This window comes from Streptomyces olivochromogenes (assembly GCF_021538895.1).
GTDB lineage: Bacteria > Actinomycetota > Actinomycetes > Streptomycetales > Streptomycetaceae > Streptomyces > Streptomyces olivochromogenes_A.
In genome coordinates, this window is the sequence record NZ_JADDRL010000046.1 from 1 (window position 1) to 21581 (window position 21581).

Annotated in this window: 20 protein-coding genes, 1 tRNA gene and 3 pseudogenes; 11 read left to right on the forward strand and 13 right to left on the reverse strand. The window is 67.4% G+C overall.

The genetic code is table 11. The features are described from left to right. Positions 1 to 161: 161 nt before the first annotated feature. The 3 genes from IPZ69_RS23120 to IPZ69_RS23130 form a co-directional block, all read right to left on the reverse strand. Complete coding sequence (locus IPZ69_RS23120; protein ID WP_235456211.1) at positions 162 to 866, reverse strand: IS4 family transposase; 705 nt, start codon at positions 864 to 866, stop codon at positions 162 to 164. Positions 867 to 1011: 145 nt separating this feature from the next. Further along, complete coding sequence (locus IPZ69_RS23125) at positions 1012 to 1347, reverse strand: fascin domain-containing protein (protein ID WP_235456213.1); 336 nt, start codon at positions 1345 to 1347, stop codon at positions 1012 to 1014. A gap of 310 nt (positions 1348 to 1657) precedes the next feature. Next, the gene (locus IPZ69_RS23130) at positions 1658 to 1990 is read right to left on the reverse strand and encodes a hypothetical protein (RefSeq protein WP_235456215.1); all 333 of its coding nucleotides are present in this window, start codon (positions 1988 to 1990) and stop codon (positions 1658 to 1660) included. 500 nt (positions 1991 to 2490) lie between these two features. Here IPZ69_RS23130 and IPZ69_RS23135 point away from each other — a divergent pair, with 500 nt between their 5' ends. Beyond that, the gene (locus IPZ69_RS23135) at positions 2491 to 3153 is read left to right on the forward strand and encodes a DUF3455 domain-containing protein (RefSeq protein ID WP_235456217.1); all 663 of its coding nucleotides are present in this window, start codon (positions 2491 to 2493) and stop codon (positions 3151 to 3153) included. 302 nt (positions 3154 to 3455) lie between these two features. Here the strand turns inward: IPZ69_RS23135 and IPZ69_RS23140 are convergent. Then, positions 3456 to 3536: pseudogene (locus IPZ69_RS23140) on the reverse strand (IS6 family transposase); the annotation flags it as partial. Between the two features lie 179 nt (positions 3537 to 3715). Between IPZ69_RS23140 and IPZ69_RS23145 the strand changes: the two are divergent. The 5 genes and pseudogenes from IPZ69_RS23145 to IPZ69_RS23165 all read left to right on the forward strand — a co-directional run bounded on the left by IPZ69_RS23145 (position 3716) and on the right by IPZ69_RS23165 (position 6485). Next, positions 3716 to 4000, forward strand: coding sequence for a GmrSD restriction endonuclease domain-containing protein (locus IPZ69_RS23145; RefSeq protein ID WP_235456218.1), 285 nt, complete (start codon positions 3716 to 3718; stop codon positions 3998 to 4000). Positions 4001 to 4101: 101 nt separating this feature from the next. Further along, positions 4102 to 4175 (forward strand) — tRNA-Met (locus IPZ69_RS23150). Between the two features lie 395 nt (positions 4176 to 4570). Continuing rightward, positions 4571 to 5272, forward strand: coding sequence for a hypothetical protein (locus tag IPZ69_RS23155; protein ID WP_235456219.1), 702 nt, complete (start codon positions 4571 to 4573; stop codon positions 5270 to 5272). A gap of 47 nt (positions 5273 to 5319) precedes the next feature. Continuing rightward, positions 5320 to 5472 (forward strand): annotated as a pseudogene (locus IPZ69_RS23160) (SOS response-associated peptidase); the annotation flags it as partial. Between the two features lie 665 nt (positions 5473 to 6137). Then, positions 6138 to 6485 (forward strand): lamin tail domain-containing protein, encoded by a 348-nt coding sequence (locus IPZ69_RS23165; protein WP_374293716.1) that lies wholly within the window; start codon positions 6138 to 6140, stop codon positions 6483 to 6485. 409 nt (positions 6486 to 6894) lie between these two features. Here the strand turns inward: IPZ69_RS23165 and IPZ69_RS23170 are convergent, their stop codons facing one another. Next, positions 6895 to 8340 (reverse strand): FG-GAP-like repeat-containing protein, encoded by a 1446-nt coding sequence (locus tag IPZ69_RS23170; RefSeq protein ID WP_235456220.1) that lies wholly within the window; start codon positions 8338 to 8340, stop codon positions 6895 to 6897. Between the two features lie 340 nt (positions 8341 to 8680). Between IPZ69_RS23170 and IPZ69_RS23175 the strand changes: the two genes are divergently transcribed. Both IPZ69_RS23175 and IPZ69_RS47050 read left to right on the forward strand, forming a co-directional pair. Further along, positions 8681 to 9511, forward strand: coding sequence for a M55 family metallopeptidase (locus IPZ69_RS23175; protein ID WP_235456221.1), 831 nt, complete (start codon positions 8681 to 8683; stop codon positions 9509 to 9511). A gap of 889 nt (positions 9512 to 10400) precedes the next feature. Next, complete coding sequence (locus IPZ69_RS47050; RefSeq protein WP_268834935.1) at positions 10401 to 10535, forward strand: hypothetical protein; 135 nt, start codon at positions 10401 to 10403, stop codon at positions 10533 to 10535. 61 nt (positions 10536 to 10596) lie between these two features. Here IPZ69_RS47050 and IPZ69_RS23180 read toward each other — a convergent pair whose 3' ends face one another. The 3 genes from IPZ69_RS23180 to IPZ69_RS23190 all read right to left on the reverse strand — a co-directional run bounded on the left by IPZ69_RS23180 (position 10597) and on the right by IPZ69_RS23190 (position 13744). After that, entirely contained in the window at positions 10597 to 11334 is a 738-nt protein-coding gene (locus IPZ69_RS23180; protein ID WP_374293719.1) for a DsbA family protein, read from the reverse strand. 679 nt (positions 11335 to 12013) lie between these two features. Then, positions 12014 to 12325 carry a hypothetical protein gene (locus tag IPZ69_RS23185; protein ID WP_235456223.1) on the reverse strand — a complete coding sequence of 104 codons (312 nt, stop codon included), beginning with the start codon at positions 12323 to 12325 and terminating at the stop codon, positions 12014 to 12016. Positions 12326 to 12388: 63 nt separating this feature from the next. Further along, on the reverse strand, positions 12389 to 13744 hold the full coding sequence (locus IPZ69_RS23190; protein ID WP_308407536.1) for a cytochrome P450: 1356 nt from the start codon (positions 13742 to 13744) through the stop codon (positions 12389 to 12391). A 70-nt stretch (positions 13745 to 13814) separates the two neighbouring features. Here IPZ69_RS23190 and IPZ69_RS23195 point away from each other — a divergent pair, with 70 nt between their 5' ends. Further along, entirely contained in the window at positions 13815 to 15425 is a 1611-nt protein-coding gene (locus IPZ69_RS23195) for an ISAzo13 family transposase (RefSeq protein ID WP_445330177.1), read from the forward strand. 23 nt (positions 15426 to 15448) lie between these two features. Here IPZ69_RS23195 and IPZ69_RS23200 read toward each other — a convergent pair. From IPZ69_RS23200 to IPZ69_RS23205, 3 genes and pseudogenes are all read right to left on the reverse strand, one after another. After that, positions 15449 to 16266 (reverse strand): annotated as a pseudogene (locus IPZ69_RS23200) (IS5 family transposase). Between the two features lie 61 nt (positions 16267 to 16327). Further along, the gene (locus IPZ69_RS47880; protein ID WP_374293736.1) at positions 16328 to 16453 is read right to left on the reverse strand and encodes a tyrosinase family protein; all 126 of its coding nucleotides are present in this window, start codon (positions 16451 to 16453) and stop codon (positions 16328 to 16330) included. A gap of 143 nt (positions 16454 to 16596) precedes the next feature. Further along, complete coding sequence (locus IPZ69_RS23205) at positions 16597 to 17832, reverse strand: alpha/beta hydrolase (protein ID WP_235456270.1); 1236 nt, start codon at positions 17830 to 17832, stop codon at positions 16597 to 16599. An 870-nt stretch (positions 17833 to 18702) separates the two neighbouring features. On the opposite strand from IPZ69_RS23205, the gene IPZ69_RS23210 reads away from it, so the two are divergent. Next, a complete protein-coding gene (locus IPZ69_RS23210) occupies positions 18703 to 19035 on the forward strand; it encodes a hypothetical protein (protein WP_235456227.1) in 333 nt (110 codons plus the stop codon). Here the strand turns inward: IPZ69_RS23210 and IPZ69_RS23215 are convergent. Further along, the gene (locus IPZ69_RS23215) at positions 18976 to 20217 is read right to left on the reverse strand and encodes a serine/threonine-protein kinase (RefSeq protein WP_235456228.1); all 1242 of its coding nucleotides are present in this window, start codon (positions 20215 to 20217) and stop codon (positions 18976 to 18978) included. The genes IPZ69_RS23210 and IPZ69_RS23215 overlap by 60 nt on opposite strands. Positions 20218 to 20968: 751 nt before the next feature. Between IPZ69_RS23215 and IPZ69_RS23220 the strand changes: the two genes are divergently transcribed. Continuing rightward, positions 20969 to 21322, forward strand: a complete 354-nt coding sequence (locus IPZ69_RS23220; RefSeq protein ID WP_235456229.1) for a hypothetical protein — start codon at positions 20969 to 20971, stop codon at positions 21320 to 21322. A gap of 57 nt (positions 21323 to 21379) precedes the next feature. Here the strand turns inward: IPZ69_RS23220 and IPZ69_RS23225 are convergent, their stop codons facing one another. Continuing rightward, positions 21380 to 21520: a hypothetical protein gene (locus IPZ69_RS23225; RefSeq protein WP_235456230.1), complete on the reverse strand. Its 141-nt coding sequence runs from the start codon at positions 21518 to 21520 to the stop codon at positions 21380 to 21382. Positions 21521 to 21581 lie beyond the last annotated feature (61 nt).

Consider the following 21581-nt stretch of genomic DNA (forward strand, 5'->3'; position numbering starts at 1 on the left):
GTGTACACCTATCTGGGCTGCGACTCCGTGAGGGTGGTGAACTGACACCCGGCGCGGAGTGGACATGACGCAGGGCCCCACCTCCGGGTGGCGGCCCTGCGGCCGGTCGGGGACGGGCACGGCCCGTCGGCGGTCAGCCGACGGCCCGCCACCGGACACCATCACCCAAGGCCGGCCGGGCGTTGAATGCGTTCTGCCTGATCCGCGCCGACAGCAGCCGGTCGACCGCGCGGCAGGACGCGGTTGGCGGGCACCCGCCACAGCAGATCGGTGCCGGTGGCGGCGAATGCCCGCCACAACGGGACACCGAGGAACTCACGGTCGGCCAGGACGAGCCGGCCCGGGCCGACCGAACGGGGCAGACGCCCCACCAGGGTGACTTCCCCGGTGCGGCAGCCCGCGAGTTCGGCATTCAGTACCGCATGGCTGCCCACCTCGACCAATGCAGCCATCCGCACCTGCACAAAAGCGCTCCTGCCCGACCTCCGACCATTACCAGGGCGTCCGAAGGCGGCCTCGTTGGCTTCGGTGTCCGCGACGTCCCAGCAGGTCCCGTCCACCGCCAGCAGCCGCAGGCCCCGCCAGAACGCGCCGGGTGTCTCCTCGGCGGCCATCGGCTTGGCCGTCGTGGCGAACAGCACCCGCAAGGGCTCCGAGCCCAGCCGCTGCCGGGCCCGAAACAACGAGGACTTCGTCGGCACGTGCCAGTCGCCCAGCAGCCCCTGGCCTCGCAGACCCTCCACCAGGTGCCGCATCACCCCCAGATACGGAGCCGGAGAGAACAGCGCCAAGCCCAGCACGAAGTACACCACCAGCCGTGCGGGAAGCAGCGGCTTGCGCTGTTCTGCACACCCGCACGCGGCCATTCACCCGATCCACCAACCCCGGCGGATACACCCAGGTCAACAGCCCGAGACCCGATAACTCAGAGACACTCGCAGACACCCGAACCACCCCCGGCACCTACCACCGAGCAGCCTACGCCCGCGACCTAAAGCAACGGCATCGGGCCTAGTTGTTGTTGAGGTCGAACGTCGCCGAGGGAGTGATCTCGTTCTGGCTCGCCACCAGCGACGCGGTGTTGCCTTCCTGGGCCGCGACGTACTTCCCGGTGTGGCCCGACTGGAGGCTGACCCTGCCGTCGTCGTTGTCCACCAGGGTGAACTTCTCCCACGGCCCGATCGCCGTACGGTTCGCCCGCAGGGGCGGGTTCGTCTGATTGACCGCGGCGTCGGCGGTGACCAGCTTTCCGTTGCTGTGCGCCCGGAGGCTGATCACGGGTCCCGCGATCGCTTCGAGCCCCATCAGGTACGCCCGCTGTCCTGCCGGGGTCGGGTGGTACGACACGCTGGTGTCCGCAATGTTGAGAGCATTCAGCCACGGATCGTGGTTGCAGATCCTGTGACGGCTGAACGTGTAGTCGGCGTTGCCGACCGAGAAGCCATCTCCTGACCGCCACTCAGCACCGCTTCGAGATGACCCTCCGCTTCACCCTCTGGGACCACATCGCCAGCGCGGTCGGCCGACCCATCATGGCCTGACCCAGGAACCGAAACCCCGACCCACCACACCCCGACACACCATCAGACAACCACACACCCGACAACGTGACAGAGCCCCGCGACGGCCTTGGGTCAACGGGGAGCTTGGCGTTGGGTCATCGAGGTGTCTGACCGGCGCCAAGCAAGGCCAGGAACTGGTCCAGGTCCGTGCGCCAAACACGGCGGACGTTCATACGAGTGGCCTTTTCATCACCGGGCAGCCGGAAACGGAAGGAACTCCAGAAGGTTCGCCTGCGTACTTCCGTTACGTGTTCCTGTGCTTGGGACTTCGCGATCTCGTACCGCAGCTCTCCCGGCAGTGCGGTGCCGGGTGAGATCTCGTGGACGAGCACGGTTTCCTCGGTCAGGGTGATGTAGTGGCTGTCATGGGTTACGCCACCGCTCAGCAAGGCGTCCCACCCCCACCACGGATTTCCTCCGATCGCCACGCCAAGTGTGACCAGTGGGTGATCGCCTGGGCGTGACTTTTGGAGGTGGTCTCGTATCTGTTGCACCGCGGTGGATTTACGCCATGGCATGTGAGTTTTTCTCCTACGGGTGAGCCGGGCTGTTGAGAGGACGATTCAGCTGTGCCGTGTGGCTCGTCTGATGTGAGCTCGTTGATCCACTATCGCACGACAGGCGTCGGCGGATGGCGCATCTCCCGCCTTTCGGGACCGCTACACCGAAAGACTTCGGTATGCCGCGAAGGGGTTGCTGATTTTCTCCTCGGTGTGGGCTTGACCTGCGCCGAGTTGCTGCCGAGCACCGAAATGGCGTCCGTCCGCCAGTCATTTTGTCCCGCATTGGAGTTGAGCGCCTGGACCGGGCGGCACGTACATCGGATCGCTCAGCGGATTTCCGGATGGGAAAGCTAGGCAAGGTTGAGACCCGGAGCAGAATGCGGGAATCACCTCTTTCATTCGCGACGATCGAAATGAGGGTCAGAATGTCCAGGAAACGAACCGCGACACGGAAGAAGAAACTGGTCTGGCTGGTCGCCGGCGTCGGCGTGGTGGCCGGGGGCTTCACCGCGGCGACCGGTGCCGGCTTCGCGTCCCAGAACGGGACGGCGGCCGACGGCTCCGGGGCGACCGCCGAGCGCACATTCCGTGCCTCGGTCGTCGACGGCGTGCAGATCTATGCCTGTACGCAGCAGGCCGACGGCACCTTCGCCTTCACCCAGCGCGGTGTCCGTGCCACGCTCGAGGGCGGCATCCAGCATTCGTTCGTCAATCCGGACTCCGGACCGCCGCAGTGGGTCGCCGCGGACGGCAGCGCCGTGACAGGCTCGGTGACCAGCAAGACGCCACACGGCCCGGGGAACATCCCGGAGCTGGAACTGAACGCCACGCAGAGCGGCGAGAGCACCGGCGAACTGTCCGACGTGGTGAAGATCCGCCGTCTGAACACCAGCGGCGGGGTTGCCCCGACCGGCTCGTGCGATCCGGAGCAGACTCCCACCACTGAGGTGCCGTACAACGCCGACTACGAGTTCGTCTGCCCGTCCCGCGACACACCCGGAGAGGAGGCATCCGACTCACCCGGTGAGGAGGCGTCCGACACCCCCGCGGGGGAGGCGCCCGAGCCGCCTGAGGATTCGGAATCCTGACGGAAGGGGGACACTCGGTACCCAACTGCCGGACGGCACCGTCACGTTGGACCCCGGAATGGATTGATCTTTGGGTTGATCATCCTGGAACTGGCCTCAGTGGGGGACGCGTCGCCGTCGTAGAAGAGGTACCGGTACCCGGTGGAGGTGATCTCCCGCTGCGTGTGGCGGCCTTGTGAAGTTGCTGGTGTGGCAGACGGGTTGGCGCATGTTGGTGTGATCGGGACGTTGCCGGGCCCTGCAGTCAGGTGTGCGCGGGGCCCGGTGACGGTCTTCCAGGCGCGGAAACGGTGGATCATCTCGGTGCGGTACTCAACCGATGGCACGACCTCGCGGTGGGCGGCACCGTAGCTGCGGAGCTTGTCCGTGACGATTGCGCGGGGCACGCCCGCGGCAAGTTCGACATCTGGTCGACCCAGCCCGGCGGCTGTACCACCCGGCAGACGGTGCTGGCCCGAGACGGCAAGGACGTCCAGGACAAGCCCGACCACTGCCAGCCGGCGTCCGGTTCCTGGTATTCCGTCTACGACGACACCACGGTGCTCAGGCGACCATCGACCACATGGTCCCCCTTGCTGAGGCCTGGCGTTCCGGCGCTGACACCTGGACCGCGGACCAGCGCAAGGCGTTCGGCAACGACCTCAAGGACCCTCAGTTGCTGATCGCCTCGGAGTCCTCGAACTCCTCGAAGTCCGACAGCGGGCCGCCCGACTGGAAGCCCACCAACCACGCGTTTTGGTGCACGTATGCTGAGGACTACACGCACATCAAGTCGGTGTGGAAGCTGACCACCGCCGACGACGAGAAGGCGGCCCTGTCCTCCATGCTGGATACCTGTACCAGCTGAACCTGGCCCCGCGTCGGCTGACTGGATGTGGCGGGCCTGCCCCGGTGCAGAGGGAATTCGGCTGCCCGCGTGACTGGGGTGGCATAGGGTGGGGCTACCGACGCGGGGTGGAGCAGTTCGGTAGCTCGCTGGGCTCATAACCCAGAAGTCGCAGGTTCAAATCCTGCTCCCGCTACGAGAGCCGAAGGGCCTGGCAGCCGCCGGGCCCTTCGGCGTTCCGGCCAGTGAGGCCGCCGGTCGGTGCGCGGACCGTCCCGGCGGTCACTCGTCTGGCCTCTCCGAGGAGCGGCACCGTGACGGCCTCTCGTAGGTTCGTGGTGCCCGGTTCTCACAGGACGACTGGGTTTCGACGGCCCCACGCCCCGCTTCGCACGCCGCGCGGGGCCGTCGCCTTTCTGCGGCAGGTCACCCGACACGGGCCTGAGGGCGTCACCTTGGCCGGTGCCGCCACAGGCGCGGTCATGTCCCGGTGGCGATGCACCTCGTCAGGGGGATCTTCGGTCGTGGGGTAGATCGAGTCCAGCCTTGATGGATGGATCCAGCCGGGGCGCTGCGGCAAAATCGACATCCATGATCAAGGGGGAATCAACTTTGGTGGGCGGCCCGTTGACAAGCCGCCTTCCCGGCTTCGTGCGTGTTGTGCTCGCGTCGGCGCTCTGCTGCATCACAGCGGCCGGGTGCGGTGGGACTTCCACGGCTCCGACCGACAAGGGCGCTGCCAGCCCGTCCAGCAGCCGACTGCCGGTCGTGGTCGCCACAGACCTGCAGCCCGTTTTACCCACAGGTCTCAACATGCCCGCGGACTTGTCGATGGAACGAACGGTCCATACCTGGGACTTGACGATGGATCCTTCCCAGTGTCAGGACGAGGAGTGGCCCGATGGCTGGTGCGCCAGAGCCGGGGCGGTGGGCCTTTCTGCGTTCACCAACCTTGCCGATCAAGAACTCGGAATTCACCCCGTCACCTTCCCCGACGAACAGTCGGCGGCCCAGGCTTTCGAAACGAGGGATAAATCGGATGACATGGGGCACTATCCGGGTCCGGCCGGAGAGCCCGTGTATACGCTCGACCTCGTTGCGCCGAGCGACAATCTGCTCTGGACGGGTGGAGGCACAACCTTCCGGCAAGGCACGGTCGTCGGCAGGATCGAGTACTCGTGGAAGCCGGGAACGCACGTGCCGCCCGACCGTTTGTTGGCGGTGACGCGCATGGTGATCCAGCGGATCGATGAGAAGGAAAAGGGCTTGAACCCTACGGCCTCGGCGCGCTGAGGCTACGGACTCCGTACGGCGTCGGTCACCTGCCGTCCGCGCACAGGTGGCCGTCGCCGACCGACCACCAGGACCCCGACGAATTGCGCTGCCTTCTCACCCAGCCCGCAGGCGGCCATCTGGACGCAGACCCGGTCTCCACGGCCGTCAACAACGTCCGCAACAACGGCCCCCAGCTCCTCGAAGAGACTGTTCTGTAGCGGCCGCGCAGTGCCGGAACGGAAGCCGGCGGCACCGGTGACCCCGCTGATCGGTTTGCTTTCACTGCCTACGACCGACCGCGCGAGTCGCGCATGAGCGGCATCACCCCCTGGGAGCCCGAAGAGCCGGTGGCGCAGGCGTACGGACCTCCGGCGGGTGATCTTCAGGGCCAGGCGTGACGGCACCGGCAGCTGCTCCGGTTGTCCGGGCATGAGTCGACTGATCACCACGGCCGCGCTGGCCGCCGCCCTTGCCGGTTCCGCTGCCGGCGTGCCGTCTGCGGAGGCCGCCCTCGAGCGTCCTTCGACTGCGCTGACCGCCAGGCCCTGCAGGGTGAGAGGTCACCGGGAAGACGGTTGCGGTGAGGCGGCCGGCCTGGAACGAGGGGCCGGTCGCGAAGCCCGATTCGCCGGTCGACCACTACCTTCACCAGGGCGATCGCGTGAGGTCGTGCATCGTCGCGGTCGCACGGACCGAGAGGGGTCCCGCGTACCGCAAGTGCGGGAAGGACGGCAGCACGTGGCGTGTGGTGCCGGATGGTCAGGCTCCCCAGACCTGCCTGAAACGTGTGTGACCAGCAGTGCCGTGTCGGGCGAGGAACCGAAGCCAGAGCCGGGGCGCCCCGTACCGGGTACGCGACGGAGTCCAAGATCAAAGGGCTGGCGTGACCGCCTTCTGGGTGGACCTCAGCAACACCATTCGCCGGGCGATGAATCTGGACGGCTGGACTCTCTCGGACGAGGCGGGTCACACCTACACCTTCCGTCACTTCCGCCTGGAGGGCCGCTCGAACGTCTGGGTCCACACCGGTGAGGGCCGTGACAGTCGCACGGACGTGTACCAGGGCTGGCGCAACTACGTGGGGAACAACGATCACGACACCGCGACCCTGCGCAACGACCGGGGCCGGTTCGTCGACGACGAGTCCTGGGGCTACCACGACCGCGGCGGCGACCGCAACGGCTGCGGCGACCGTGACGGCGGCGAGCGCCACGTCGGCGTGCGTCGCTGACGAGACTGCGGGTGCCGTCGGCTGGTGACACTGGCCCGGCCCCCCGCGGCACCCGCACCGGTGGTGCGCCCCTGCTCTGTCCGTTGGGGCGTACCGCCGCTCACCGTGTCGGTGCTGTCTTCTCGTTCGCGGCCCGTCACCCTTTTCCTGGGGTGGCGGGCCGGTTGTTGTCCGGTAGGCGGGTGGGGGTTCCGGTGGTGGGCGAGTCGGGGCCGCAGTGTCGTGGGCGCTGCGTCGCCGGTGCCCGCAGGGCGTTCGTCGTCCCATAGAGCGGGCGCTCTCCGCTGCGCGCGCCGGTCTGCGTCGACGTTCTTTCCGGCGGCGTACGGCGGAAATTGCCCGCCGTGGTGGTAGTGACCGTAGGCCCGAAGCCACCACGGCGCTCGGTGCCGATGACGTGGTGTTGGCTTCAGCCGAGCAGGGTTTCGCCGATGCCGGAGCCGGGTGAGACGCCGTACTCCTTGGGGCCGAAGGCGCTGACGCTGCTGGTGCTCAGGCCGCTGTTGGTGCCGCGCAGCTGCCAGAGGGCGCCGCTGCCCCGGTTGTGGGCAGGGTCCTCGTACGGGGCGGAGACGGCGAGGTCTGCCTTGCCGTCGCGGTTGAAGTCGGCGAGGCGGACCTGGGAGCCGAAGACGTCGTTGGTCTCGGCGCTGCCCGGGATGCCGGGGGTGTTCTGTGAGTAGGTTGCCGCGCCGTTGGTGGTCAGCCCGCTGTTGGCACCGCGCAGCACCAGAACGTCACCGGCCCTGCTGGCCCGGCCGATGGACTGGTAGGGAACGCCGATGGCAAGTTCGTCACGGTGGTCGCCGGTGATGTCGGCGATGGACAGGGCCGCGCCGAAGTTGTCCCCGCGCTCGTTGGTGCCGGGGACGCCTGCGGTGTTCTGGTGGTAGACGTGGCGGGTGGGGTCAAGACCGCCGAAGTATGCGGAGTTGCCGTAGTGCACCGTGACGTAGCCGGCGCCGTGGCTGGGATCGGTCAGCCCGTTGGGGGAGAGGCGGGGATCGGACAGGCCGATGGCGAGGTCGGCGCGGCCGTCGCCGTTGAGGTCTCCGGCGGCTATGGCGTTCCCACCGGCGAGATGGGTCTGCTCGGTGAAGTCGCCTATGTCCGTGGTGCCGGGCGCCTGACCGAAGATGAGGGTGGCCTTCTGCTGGGCGATGGCCAGTTCGTCCTTGCCTTCGCCGTCGAAGTCGCCGGCTGCGATGTGCCAGCTGCCGGCGCTGGGGCCTTGCGCGGGCACGTCATGCCCGGCTGGTGCCTTGGTGCGGGTGAAGGTGCCGGAGTACAGCCACAAAGCTGTCGATCCGGTGACGGCGACGTCCGGGGCGGAGTCTCCGGTGAAGTCACCGACGGCGATATCGGCACCGAACATGCGGGAGTCGAATGCGGGCCCCGCGGGCAGGGACAGGGCGCTTCGCAACGGGGAGGCCCCGCCCCACAGCACGGTCACCGAGCCGCTCGCCGATGTGCTGCTGGTGCTGTCTCCTTCGCTGCCGACCAGCAGGTCGGCGTACCCGTCATGGTTCAGATCACCGCTGGCGAGGCTGCTGCCGAAAAAGTCCTGGTACCTGGCCGAGCCGGGTATGCCGGTGGAGTCCTGCGTGAGGTAGATGTGCTTTTTGGTCAGACCCCGGGCGGAGCCGAAGGTGACGAGAACGGCTCCGGCCCCCTGGTGACCGTTGACCGTCTTGCCGGGCATACCGATCGCCAGGTCGCGGTATCCGTCGCCGTTGAAGTCGTCCGCCCGTTTGTATGGAGCGGCCGCTGCACTCTCGGCCGAGACGGCCAGCAGGCTGCCGGTGAGCGAAGCGGCGATGACCGCCGCCACGGTGAGACGGACTGAGTGACGCACGAAACCCCCTACACGACCGTGGGCGTTGGTCTGCGCCCACGAACTGAACCGATGGCCCGCCCCCGTGTCCAGCGGACCATCCGCTTGATCGCGTAGCGTGCAACGAAGAGGAGACTCCCAAGTGGCAGTGATGGTTGTGCTGCGGCCTCCGGGAAGCGTCCTCAGGGCTTGGAAGCTGTGTCTGAGCCTCGCATGACACATCGAGTAGCACTTCAGCGCCGGTCAGGGGCTTGAAGAGCTGTCTCGTCCAGGCTGAAAGTAGTTGGCCGCAAGCTGGTGCAGGAACCGGAGGAAGAGCGGCGGACATCTCCTAAGCGATCAAGCTTGAGGAGACTGTGCAGTGCGGATCTACATCAGCGTGGACATGGAAGGCATCACAGGGCTCGTGGACGCCGATGATGTCCAGCCCGGCGGTCGGGACTACGAGCGTGGACGGCTGATGATGGCGGAGGACGTCAATGCTGCCGTCCGTGGCGCCGTCGCGGCCGGTGCTACAGAGATCACCGTCAATGATGCGCACGGCCCGATGCGCAACCTTGTGCCCGAGGCGCTGCACCCGGCGGCCCGCCTCATCCGCGGCAAGCCCAAGCAGATGCTCATGCTCGAAGGCCTCACCCCCGAGCACGACGCGGTGATCTGTGTCGGCTACCACGCGCGGGCCGGCGCGCTCGGCGTGCTGAGTCACAGCTTCATGGGGCACGAAATCGAAGACATGTGGCTGGACGGCCGGCCCGTCGGCGAGATCGGCCTGGCCCACGCCACCGCGGCCGCCATCGGCGTTCCTGTGGCTGTCCTCACCGGTGACGACTGTGCCTGCGCAGAGATGACGGAATGGGACGCCTCGGTGACGACCGTGGCCGTGAAGTACGCGCGGGACCGTTTCGCGGCAGATCTACGACCAGCGGAAGAAGCACGTGCGGCAATCGAGGAAGCGGTCGCTGCCAGTCTCTCCACAGTGCCGAAAGCGTCAGAGGTCCCTGCGGACCTGTCCGTCCTCACGGTCCGCTGGCAGTCGGCTTCCGTGGCCTCGACGCTACTGGGAATTCCAGGGGTCACTTTGGCAGACCCGCGGACCGTCCAGGCGCAGGGCGCGCTGCCCAGCCTCTATCGGCTGTTCGGCGTGTGGACGCGAGTGGCCACCTCCCTCACCAACCAGCCACCGTATTGTTGACCGTCGCGACAACGGCTGGGCGGTCTTCGGGTCTCGTAGCGAGTAGGGCTGTGCGCTGGCGGCAGCCGGCCCTGACCAGAACCCCGACCGTGAGGGCCCGACCAGCGTCACGATGCGATAACCCCGCCCCCGACCACGCCCGCAACCCCACCGGTGACTCCACCGACGACCCCGCCGACAACCGTCCGCGCCCATCCGGCGCCTGACGGCGTATCCGCAGATCACCACGCCCTTTTGGCATAGTCGGGGACCCAGACATCCCCCCTCTGCACCCCCACCAACGACCCATCCCAGGAAGAAAGAAGAAGGGAAGGGGAGGCTGGGGTGTGCCGGGGGATCGGGCGGCCCTCCAGGGTGTTGCGCGTTGGCGGGCCCGCCCCAGACCGCCGGGCAGACAAGCTGCCCGGCGGTCTGGGGCGGGTGATCTTCGGTGCTCGGCCGTGACCGGCCCTGCGATCACCGAGGTTGACGGCATGTGCCTATGACCCGAGGCCTGTTCGTCACGGCGGCCGCCGTCCTCGCCACCACGCTCACCACCGCCCCGCACATCACAGCCACCGCGGCAGCAACTGTGCCGTGCGCCACGAAATGGACAGTCGTCCAGCGGGTGTCGTTGCGCAGGCCCGCCTGGAATGACGGCCCGGTCGCAACGGCACCGCGGCACCTGTGCGCAGAGAGCCTTTTTCGTACTGTTCGTCCTACCAACAGGCACGTAGTGAGCTCGGCATGTTCGTAGAGACAGTTCGGGTGCACCTTTCGGACCAGCCGCCTTTTGAGCAGACAGGGCAGGGGGGCAAGCCAGCAGTTCGGAAAAGGACTCCTGTGTGGGCTGTGCAACCGGAGGGTTGAAGAGTGCCCGCACGCCGAAGGCTGCCCGAGAGCCGACTACATGAACGACCCGCCTGCGGCGCACTTCGCGCTCGTCTACCCGCCCTACCTGGCGTGGCGGCCGAAGGAATCGACGCGACGACACAAGATCGAACTGCTGGGCTTCGATCCGCTCGCCGACTGGCGCCCGAGCTGAGGCTCATCGAACCCTCAGCGGCAACCGGCTCCACACCCACGTGCCTTGGCACGCTGGTGATTCACAGATCGGTGTCCTGCCATTGCCCGGGGTCGTCGTGGATGCGCTGCAGCAGGCCGGCGAAGACCGTGCGGTCGTAGAGCATTCCGTTGTAATTGAGCGGGATCCGGACATTGTTGATCACGGCGGTGGGGGTCCCTGGCCCGTCCGGTTCCTTCGTCCCTCCGGCTTGCTCGTAGGCCTTTTGGGAGGCTGCAACGAAGCTCCGGTACTTCATGGACTTCACGGCGGCATCGAACGCGGGGCTGCGCAGGCCCTCGACCTGACGGGCCAGCTTCAGCAGGCTGGCGTCGGTGTAGCCGTCGACACTCTCGTCGGGCTGGTTCGCGTACAGCACGGCGTGGTACTCGGCGAACTTTCCCTCCGCCAGCGCGGCACGCAGCGCGTTGACGGCCTTCTTCGAGCCGGTGCCACCGAGCCGGTCGTAGAGGAAGGAGGCCAGCGTGTACTGGGTCCTGGCCTCCCGCTGCACGGTCGCGTCCTGCAGTTCGGGAGCACCGCCAGTGGTCTCGAACTCCTTGCAGTACGGGCAACGCGGATCCTCGTACAGGTGCACCGTGAGCGACGCCTCCGGATCGCCGACCGTGATGGTCGTACCGTCCGCGCTGAGCTTCTCCGGCAGGTCCGCCACGCCTCCGTAGGGAGTTTTCGGCTTCGCGGGAACATGCCGCTGACCGCACCCCACAAGAACCAGAACTGCCACCGTGCACACGGCGGCGAACTGTGCCCCACGCCTCACCTGAACCTACCCCTCCCTCGGAACAGCGCGACTATAGAACGTCTGCACGAAAGCGGCACGCGATTTGCCGACGAGAGCTGTACGGTGCAGCGCAGCTCACAGCTGCGTGTGACTGCTCGCAATAGATGACACCGCGGGATCGCGCCGAGCAGGCCCGATGCTCCGACCTGGTCGCGATGGTTGGCACCGTTTGGTCATCGTTGTTGGCGCATGCTCATGTTGGTCGGCCTATTTGACACCGGTGAACAGCCGCATCTCCCGGCTCACCGCGCCATCATGGCGCAACATGACGGGTGCATGCCCCCGCCGACATGCTGGTCGGGACCGCTAGGGACGGGCGTCGGCCCCACGGTTCCGGGCGAAGGCACGAGCGGCTCGTCGAGCATGTCGATCTCACGCTCACGCCGTTGGCCTACCCCATGGGTCCGTAGATCCACTAGCCGTTTGCCCCAGGCGGTTGGACCGCAGTCAGGCGTGGACGGCCTCGACGGACCCCAGCCTCCCAGGGGCTGTTAGGCCGAAGGAACCGGGGCCAAGTCGTGAGCTGCGGCGGTCAGGCCGTCGCCTCGACGTCCTCCTGGCACAGCGGGACGGCGCCGTCGGCGTGCTTGAGGGCCATGCGGACGACGACCAGCTCGGCGCCCTTGATGCCTTCCGGGTCGCGGCGCTTCCACCATCCCTACGCCTGTACGGCTTCCGTCGCCTTCCGCAGCTCCTCGAACAGCTCGTCGTACCTGCGGGCCTGCTCGAGCGTCCAGCCGGGCGTCCCTGGCCGGCCGCTGTGCTCCTTGCCCCATCCGGTCCCCTCAAGCCACCCGGGGTGCGGCTCACGAGACCGCGGGAGCGTCTTCTGATAGGCGTGGAGCGGCAAGTACAGCTCGGCGGCCTCGCGCAAGAACGCGCGCTCCCTGCTCACCAGCGCCCAGGCCGTCTTGGACGCGCACCAGTGGCCGGCATCCCCTTCCTTCGCCGCGCTGAGGCTGATGGGCATCGCGCGCGAGGGGGATGGCAACGCCGGCACCGTCCCTGACAGTGGTGCCGCAAGAGACACGCGCTAGAGGCCGGCCCCGGCTCGGGGGCGGACGGTCATCCGCAGGTTGCGCGGCCGTACGGTGAGCCGGGCGACTTGGCGGATGACTTGGCCCTCGGCGAGTTCCAGCCGTACCGAACGCAGCATCGTCGCGAGCGCCGTGACCATCTCGGTGAGGGAGAAACGGTCCCCCATGCACTTGTGCTTGCCGTCCCCGAAGGGCACGAACGCGCCCGGCGGAGGCTCCTGAGCGGCGTCGGTCCACCGGTCCGGGTCGAAGGTGAGCGGGTCGGGGAAGCGCTCGGGGTCGCGGTGCATGGAGTGCTGGCAGTAGGCCAGCTCGGTGCCGGCGGGCAGCGTCCACTCGCCGAGCCGGGTCTCCTCTGTGGTGCGGCGGGTGACCAGCCAGCCGGGGTGGTGCAGCCGCAGGGTCTCGGTGATCACCCGGTTCAGGTACGGCAGCCGGATCACGTCGTCGAAGGCGACCGGCCGTTCGCCGAGGACCTCGTCCAGCTCGGCCAGGACCCGGGCCTCGATGTCGGGGTTGCGGGCGAGCTCGTACAGGGTCCAGGACAGCAAGGACGCGGTCGTTTCGGTGCCCGCCACGGCCAGGAGGAAGATCTCGGAGCAGATCTGATGCCCGGTCAGCGGCTCGCCGGTCTCCTCGTCGATGGTGCGCAGCAGCATGGAGAGCATGTCCCCGGTGTCGTGCCCGGAGGCCTGCAGTTCGTCGACGGCGGTGTTGATGGTGGCGCGCACCTCGGCCCGGGCCCGGTCGAAGCGGCGGTTGAAGGGCAGCGGCAGGCGCTCGGCCCAGTCGGGCAGCATTATGCGCAAACCGACGCCGTTCATCACCACCGACACGTTGCTGCGCAGCCGGCGGAAGACGGCGTCATCGAGGCTGCCGGCGAGCACCGTCTTGGCCAGCATGTCGAGACTGAGCCCGACCATCGCCTCGTGTACGTCGAGGGGCCGCCCGCGCTCCCAGCCAGCGACCGTGGCCGTCACCTCGGCGCGCATGAGATCGACGTACCGGCTGATCTCGGTGTGGGCGAACGCGGGTTGAAGCTGGCGGCGTTTGCGTACGTGGTCGCGGCCGGTGGCGGTGACGACGCTGTCGCCCAGCAGCTGGCCCAGCTTGTCGTAGAGCCGGCCCTTGTCGAGGCTGGGTCCCAGGCCTTTGAGCATCTGGTGGATCAGGGCCGGGTCCTGGACCACGATGGTGCGCGTACCGGGTTGCAGGACGATCTCGACGAGTGGTTCCCCTGTCTCGCGCAGCGAGTCGATGAAACCGAGGTTGTCGCGCATCTTCAGCGCGTGACCTATGAATGGAAACGATCCTGCGGCTCGGGGTATGGGGGGAGGCGCAGTGGACGTCACGGGTCATCCCTTCACGGCGGTCGCGGGCGCCCCTATGACTTCCCTGAACCTCCCCCAGCACAATCCTGTCATGAACGTGTCCTGCGCCACGTGGGACAAGCTGGTTGGTCACCTGCGGCGCCGGGCATCAGTGCGGTCACCCCAGCGAACTGCTCCGGCTCCTGATTCCTCATCGGCCAGCCGTAGCCGTCGGCGTCGCGGCCGCGTCCTTCAAGAACGCGCGCTGGTGGAGGCTGGACAGGAGCCTCGGGGCCGGGTGCGCAGGCCCGGTGGCGGTCGGAAGAAGGCCGTGGACCTCGATCCGGGTTTGCGGCCTGCGTTGCTGGCACTGGTGGAACCTGACGAGCGGGGCGATCCGATGTCGCCGCTGCGTTGGACGGTGAAGTCGACCAGGATCCTTGCGGCCGAGCTCACCCGCCAGGGGCACAGGGTGAGCGCGGACACGGTCGCCGACCTGCTGCGTGAGGAGGGCTTCAGCCTGCAGGCCGGCGCCAAGACCATCGAGGGCAAGCAGCACCCGGACCGTGACGCTCAGTTCCGCAACATCAACGAGCGCGCCAGGGAGCACATGGACGCCGCGCAGCCCGTGATCAGCGTGGACACGAAGAAGAAGGAACTCGTCGGCGACTACAAGAACGCGGGCCACCAGTGGCGGCCGGCCATGGAGCCGGTACTGGTCAAGACACACGATTTCCCGGACCGGCAGGGACCGGGCACGGCGATCCCGTACGGAATCTATGACATCGCCGCGAATACCGGCTGGGTCAGTGTCGGCACCGATCACGACACCGCCGCGTTCGCTGTCGCCTCTATCCGCCGTTGGTGGCAGGCCCGAGGTCGGCACGACCATCCGGCCGCCACCCGTCTGCTGATCACTGCGGACGCAGGCGGGTCCAACGGCTACCGCACCCGCGCCTGGAAGACCGAACTCGCAGCCCTTGCCGCCGAGACGGGCATGGACATCACGGTCTGCCACATGCCGCCGGGCACCTCGAAGTGGAAGAAGATCGAGCACCGGCTGTTCTCCCACATCTCCATGAACTGGCGGGGCCGCCCGCTGACCAGCCACGACGTCATCGTGAACAGCATCGCGGCGACCACCACCTACGACACCGGCATCAAAGTCACCGACAGCGATATCGACGCTCTGCCCATGCACCGGCACCGTTTCCACGGCGACTGGAACTACACCCTCCACCCTCAACCCCGCGACACCACCAGCGCAGCCAAGAAGCCGCGGTCAGCCGACTGCCCGCCCCCGCGGCCCTGCAAGGGATGTCTGCGCAACCCGGAGCTGACCGGTATGCCCGAACCAGCGCTGGACGAACTCGTCGGCCAACTTGCCCAGAAACTGGACGACATACGTGAGCAGGGACGGCTCCAGCAGAGAGGAGGCGAACGCATCCGTACTCGCGGCGCAGGGGCCAAGGACAGGCTGACCACCGCCGACAGAGTGCTGGCCACCGTGCTCTACCTGCGCAAGCTCGGCACCCGAGATGTGCTCGCCCAGCTCTTCGGAGTCAATGGCAGCACCCTCACCAGGGCCGTTCGCCAAGTCCAGCCCCTCCTCGCCGAGCACGGCCACACCATTCCACCCTCGACAGCCAGGTTCCGGACACCCGCTGACGTCACCGCGTTCCTCGCAAACAGCAGCGCCACGGAGATCAAATCAGCATGTTGATTCTCTGCGAGCCCTTAGAGGTCCTAACAAAGGCGTTGAACGTGCCGGTGGGTGATGAGACATGTGGCGAGGCCGAGAAATGCTTCGTGGATGTCATCGCGTCGCTCCCACCGGATCCGAAGCCGACGGAAACCGTGCAGCCAGCTGATCGTCCTCTCGACCACCCAACGAAAGACGCCCAGGCCAGAGCCATGGGGCTGGCCTCGCCGTGCAATCACGGGGCGGATGCCGCGGGCCCAGAGCAGACGCCGGTACTTGTCGTGGTCGTAGCCGCGGTCGGCAAGCAGTGCGTCGGGCCGGTGGCGTGGCCGGCCGACGCGGCCGGCCACGGAAGGAATCTTGTCGAGCAGGGGCAGCAGTTGGGTGACGTCGTTGCGGTTTCCGCCGGTCGGCGACACCGCGAGCGGGATGCCTTGTGCGTCGGTGATGACGTGGTGTTTGCTGCCCGGGCGTGCGCGGTCGAACGGGCTGGGTCCGCTTTTGGGCCCCGCCGCGCGGCCCTGACGTGGGAGGAGTCGATCACCGCCCGCGACCAGTCCAGCTTGTTCTTCGGCCGCAGCCTCTTCAGCAGCACTTCATGCAGTTGGTCCCACACGCCCGCCTCGTTCCACGCCGCAAGGCGCCGCCAGCAGGTCATCCCCGAACCGAAGCCCAGCTCCTGCGGCAGGTACTCCCACTGGATTCCCGTGTGCAGCACGAACAGGATCCCGCACAACGCCTGCCGGTCCGGCACCCGCGGCCGGCCCTCGATCAGCTTCGGCCCCGGCTCCGGAAGCAACGGCTCAATGAGCACCCAGAGTTCATCCGACACGATCCACGGCCGTGACTGTCTCTTCCCCACGACAAGTCCAACGACCAGCCAAGCCCGAAGTCACATGATCAACCACTTCTGTTAGGGCCAGTTAGCAGGTCCATGGACCACTTCCGCCGCGGCTTGGGTGAGCTGGAGAACTGGACCAGAGCCGGTCGATGTTGCTGTGGTGGAGCCAGAAGATCGGATCACGGGCGGCGCCCGCCACGGACCCCATCCAGCCGATCGCGCTGGCGTCAAGGTTCCGGCTGCGGCTCCATTCGTAAGGTCGCAGGCGAAGCGGGGCTTCGTCTTCGGCCGGATCCGGGCACGCATCCGACGCCTCGGGCAGGCTGCGAACAGGCTCGTCGTTCGTGGATCTCAAGGACGTCCGCCGGTGGGCGCAGGTTCCGGCGTTGTCGTCTTCTTGGGGTGTTGCCGAGGCACCACGTCCTGGGGGAAGGTCAGTTGCTGGCTCATCCAGTGCAGAGTGCCGGGCATCTCCCGTACCCATGTCGGGAAGTTGTGACTGCCCTGGTCGGGCTGGATCGACGCGACGTGCATGGGTGCCTTGACGGCGTTGATGAAGGCCCGCGTCTGCGGGTAACCCCGCTCGCCGTGTTTGCTCTCGGCGACCAGGACGGAGACCTGTGGTGCGGGTAGGTGCCTCAGCCGCCACATCAGATCGTGCTCGTTGATCCGGGCGACGCGCCCCGGCCCGCTACCGAAGAGGTTGCCGGTTGTGGGGTCGTCCTTGACCTTGTAGTCCGGCGACAGGGCGCCGGCCGTTGTGTACACGCCGGGATTGCGCATCGTCAGCTGCAGGGCGCAACTACCACCGGACGAGTAGCCCATGACACCCCACGCACTGGCGTCGTGGCCCACCCGGTAGGCGGACTTCAGGGATTCCGGGAGGTCCTTGGCCAGGAAAGTCTCGGTCTGCGGTCCGCCCGGTACGTCCACGCACTCGGTGTCGCGGGGCGGTGCGATAGTCGGCCGGATCATCACGATGATCGTCGGCTGCATCTGGCCGCTCTTCTGCAGCTTTCCAGCGGTCTGGGACACCCGCAGGTGCTCGGCGAGATTGAAGATGCTGCCGGGATAACCGCTGAGCGCCACGATCACCGGGAAGCGCTGCCTGGCGTAAGCCTTCTGAAAGTACTGCGGCGGCAGGTAGACGAATGCGGGGTCGACCACGCCCGTTCGGCGGCCGATGATCTTCACGGACTCCACCCGACCGTTCACCGCTACAGGACCGGAGGGCAGTCCGCTCACCCGGTTCAACTGCTCGCTGGAGGCGGGCTGTAGTAGCGACTCCTTCGGGGAGAGCCCGCTCCTCGCGCCGTTTCCGATGGACGCCTGTGTCACGCCGACGGGAGTGGTTTCGGTGTCGCCGAAGAGCTCGCCCCATGATCCGAAGAACTGGTATGACGAGTTCAGCCAACACGCGAAGGCAGCGAGGATCGCCACCTGAGTCACTCCGATGGCCGCCAGCCGTCCAAGCACCTGCCGCAGCCCCTGCCTGGCAAGCTGTGGCCACAGCCAGATCAGCAGAGCCACACAGACGACGGCCATGGCCGCCATGACGTACACGGTCGCTTCGCTGGTCAAACTCATGCCACTCGATCCCCGGTTCCGTGCTTGTGCTGTTTCCTTCACAAGAGGAGGGCTACGAGCACATCCACGTTCCTCAACGAGGGCAAAGCCAGACGGTTCCATGTGGAACCCCTTATTGACCGTCAAATAACCAGCGGCAACGCTTTGATGACATGATGCACGTCACTCTGCTGCCCTACGGAGCGGGCGCCAAGCCGCTCCGCCTCCGAGCGAGCGGCAACTTCTTACACCACAGAGCCACGTCCGGTCCGTACAGCGGAGGGGCCATTCACGTGCTTGCAAACAGCCTCCACGTCGGGGCCTTCACTGGCCCCACTGGCACGTTGGGTCTGCTGCAGGTTTGGGTGAGGTTGACCTGCCCCACGGTTTGGGTTGCAGCTGCGGTGGCTAACTGGCGGCGGGGAAGAGCCATGGCGAGGCTGTGCGGGCGAGGACGGCATGGCTGCGACGAACGGCGACTTGCTGAAGGGCTGTCCGTCCCCCCTGTGGCGGATAGGCAGGGCCATTTCCTGACTCGTCCCGTTCCGCTGGCGCCGCAACTCCGCGGAACCAGAGGCAAGTCCGCCTACCTCGGCATCCCCGAATCCGGCATCGACCAGGGCCGCTGAGCCCCGCGCTGAAAGGAATCGACATGCCCCCGATCCCGCTCGACGGAATCCCGCAGAGGCACATCCCCATCGTCCGCACCGACACCAAGCACGACAACTGCTGCGCACCGGTAACCTCCGCGACGGCCTGACCGGCCGCGACTACCCCTACCCCCTCAACGTCGCGGAGGCGTACACCACCTTCGACGGACGCTGCTGGATCCTCGCCCGCCAGACCCTCCTGACCGATCACCCCTGCTGCGCGATCCGCAACGTCCGCCACATGTTCACCACCACCTCCGGACAACCCTGGTGGTCCCTGCCCATCCACCCGCGCGAGCGCGACTACGATGCCAACCCCGTCGACGGCAGCCCGATCGCTGGCAGCGGACGCCCCTACCCGCGCCCCGTCCTCCCGCCCGAGATCGCCGCCCGGGAGGAAGAACGCTGCGGCCCCTACCGCGACGCCTTCGGCCTGTGCACCGGCTGCGGCAGTGGCAGCGGCGGCTGGTTGCCCCTGCCTGCCCTGACGCTGTATGCGGCATCTCCCAGCGGCTCAGTCGTCGGCGTGCCGTTGCCGTCCTTTTCCTCCTTTCCCGTCGGCGTGCTTGCCTGACCACTCGCCGCCCTTGTCGTCACCGTGCTGCGGCCTGGGTGACGTCTTGGCGGACGGAGGGGCAGGCGATGGTGTCGTAGCCGGGGCCCGACTGGCGGGTGTTCGTGCGATGCGAGTGGGTGGGGGAGAGGCCGGAGGCGTAGGTGCCGTGGTGCCGGAATTCAGCGAGGCTCCGAGGGCCGTGGCCCCGGCGAACAGCGCGAGGCCGGCGCCGGCGAGAACGACTTTGGAGGCCAGTTTGCGACGACCACTGGCGCGGGAGTGCGTGCCGGCGCGGGATTCATCGGCGTGCAGGGCCGAAGACGATGGAATTCCCGGGGCGGGCATGAGGGTAGTGCCGTCGAGCTCGGCTGGCCGCGACGTTCCGCTCTGCGTGGCCAGCCAGTCGGCTGCCTGCTCGGCGGTGGGCCGGTGGGCCGGGTCCTTCGCGAGCATGTGCAGCACGTAGTCGGAGACCGACCGCGGTATGCCCGGGCGCAGGCGGTAGGGCGGCGCTGGTGTCGCACTGACGTGCTGCTGGGCCACGGCCAGTGACGTGGCCTCGCTGAACGGAGGCCGCCCGGTGAGCAGTTCGTACAGGACACAACCGAGGGAGTAGACGTCGGACGCGGGCTGCGCGGGACGGCCCAACGCGCGTTCCGGAGCCAGGTAGTCGGCGGTGCCGATGATCTTGCCCGTGGCGGTCAGGCCGCTGGCGGCCTCCTCGGCAAAGCGTGCGATGCCGAAGTCGGTGATCTTCACTGTGCGGTCGGTGGCCAGCATGACGTTGGCGGGTTTGACGTCGCGGTGGACCACTCCCTGTTGGTGTGCCGCGGAGAGGCCGGCGGCCGCCTGGGCTGTGATGGCTGTCGCCTCGGCCGGGGCCAGGGTGCCGCGCAGGGAGCGTTCCTGGGTCAGGTTCCAGCCGTCGACGAGTTCCATGACCAGGTGGAGCTGATCGTGGTGCGAGCCGAAGTCGTACATGGCCACGACGTTGGGGTGGTTGAGCCGGGCCGCGATCTGCGCTTCCAGGTGGAATCGCTCGGCGTCCGCCGCCTCCTCGGCACGCAGGAGTTTGACCGCCACGGGGCGACCGAGGAGGTGGTCGCAGGCCCGCCACACCTCGCCCATCGCGCCGCGTCCCAGCAGCTCCTGCAACTCATAGCGGTCCGCCAGCAGACCCTGCACACCCACCCCGATCATCGCGTTGCTCGTAGTTCCCCCATGGCCCGGTGGTTCGGTTTGCGGGCGTCCCGGTTGCCCGGGCCGACGCACACTCCCTCTCGGACCGGGCGCCGGGGTGCGCATGGGGCCGACAGACGACGGGGGATTCACCTGCCTGCCCCTCATTGCGTGACCACCCGCTCGGAATAGGGGCGAGCAGGTGCCCCGAGGCCCCTGGGCCCACTCCTGCAGCGCACCGGAGTGACGGGCCGTCACACCCCTGGGCCGCCATCCGCCATACAGCTCTCCGAGCTGGGAGAGCAGGGGCAGGCCTGGCACGGGGGAACCGAACCTGCCCCAGCACATCGGCGCCTGCAGACCCTTCCCCAGAGGATGGGCGCCGTGGCCCCTCCCGAGGTCACTTCCAGCAGCGCGCCGCAGGACGGGAGTGTCACGGGGGGACGGGAATGGTTTCCAGACCGACAACTCTGTGAAGGAACAGTCCGACTTCCTTCATCACCTGGTCACGAATTACGCGAACACAGGCGGCCGAGGTTTGCGGCGGCACCCGAATCACGCTCCTCCATTCCGTCCGGAAAATTGCCCTGGCATACGCACATGCAGGTAAGTGCCTGTATAGGCAGTCATATTTGGGACATCCCGGGCGTCGGTGTAACACTGCAGTGCATGCGGAACGCAGAAGTAGGGAGAAGCGGGGTACCGTCCAGCTGAATCTCGGCGCCCTGGCGCGAGCGCGCAGACACGGCACTACGTCAGATCGGATATCCCTGTGAGAAACATCGACCCGGTTCCCGGATACCAGGCATACAACGAGCCGCCGGGCCCAGACCGCTCTCTGCACCGTCAGGCCACCGCACGACGTACAGCCATCACCATCTGCACGATCGCCGACACTGCGGCGGGCCTGCTGGGCTTGTGGATCCTGCTGTTCCTGCTCGACGCGAACCGCGCGAATGTGTTCGTCGAATTTGTGCGGGGCGCAGCGGGCTGGCTGTCCTGGTGGTCGCTGGACATTTTCACAATGGACACAGAGGGGCTACGCGTTGTCCTCAATTACGGCCTCCCGGCCGTCATCTATTTGTTGATCGGCCACGGGATCGCTGCCCGGCTCAACCGAGCCTGACAGTCGACCGGCCGCTTTATTGATCGCCATGAAAGTGGGCCGGCCATGACACACAGCTCAACTGGAAACGATCGCTTGCCGATCTATGAGGACCTGATACGCGAGCGGGGTGACGTCGTCGCCGAAGCTCAACTCGCTGCGGAACACACGCAGCACCAGGCCGCGGAATTGCTGCCCGGACGGGATGCGGGCCAGCAAGCCCGTCGTTGGAGCACCGGAGCCGCTGCGGCTGGCCAGCCGGAGTGGCGCGGGTCGCCGC

Bases quoted from the DNA above. Each gene is read 5' to 3' on its own strand.
- IPZ69_RS23135 (WP_235456217.1), top strand. From the start codon at position 2,491: ATGTCCAGGAAACGAACCGCGACACGGAAGAAGAAACTGGTCTGGCTG.
- IPZ69_RS23210 (WP_235456227.1), top strand. From the start codon at position 18,703: ATGTTCACCACCACCTCCGGACAACCCTGGTGGTCCCTGCCCATCCAC.
- IPZ69_RS23185 (WP_235456223.1), bottom strand. From the start codon at position 12,325: ATGCCCATCAGCCTCAGCGCGGCGAAGGAAGGGGATGCCGGCCACTGG.
- IPZ69_RS23145 (WP_235456218.1), top strand. From the start codon at position 3,716: ATGGTCCCCCTTGCTGAGGCCTGGCGTTCCGGCGCTGACACCTGGACC.
- IPZ69_RS23120 (WP_235456211.1), bottom strand. From the start codon at position 866: ATGGCCGCGTGCGGGTGTGCAGAACAGCGCAAGCCGCTGCTTCCCGCA.
- IPZ69_RS23195 (WP_445330177.1), top strand. From the start codon at position 13,815: ATGAACGTGTCCTGCGCCACGTGGGACAAGCTGGTTGGTCACCTGCGG.
- IPZ69_RS47880 (WP_374293736.1), bottom strand. From the start codon at position 16,453: ATGGGGTCCGTGGCGGGCGCCGCCCGTGATCCGATCTTCTGGCTCCAC.
- IPZ69_RS23215 (WP_235456228.1), bottom strand. From the start codon at position 20,217: ATGATCGGGGTGGGTGTGCAGGGTCTGCTGGCGGACCGCTATGAGTTG.
- IPZ69_RS23155 (WP_235456219.1), top strand. From the start codon at position 4,571: ATGATCAAGGGGGAATCAACTTTGGTGGGCGGCCCGTTGACAAGCCGC.
- IPZ69_RS23205 (WP_235456270.1), bottom strand. From the start codon at position 17,832: ATGAGTTTGACCAGCGAAGCGACCGTGTACGTCATGGCGGCCATGGCC.
- IPZ69_RS47050 (WP_268834935.1), top strand. From the start codon at position 10,401: ATGAACGACCCGCCTGCGGCGCACTTCGCGCTCGTCTACCCGCCCTAC.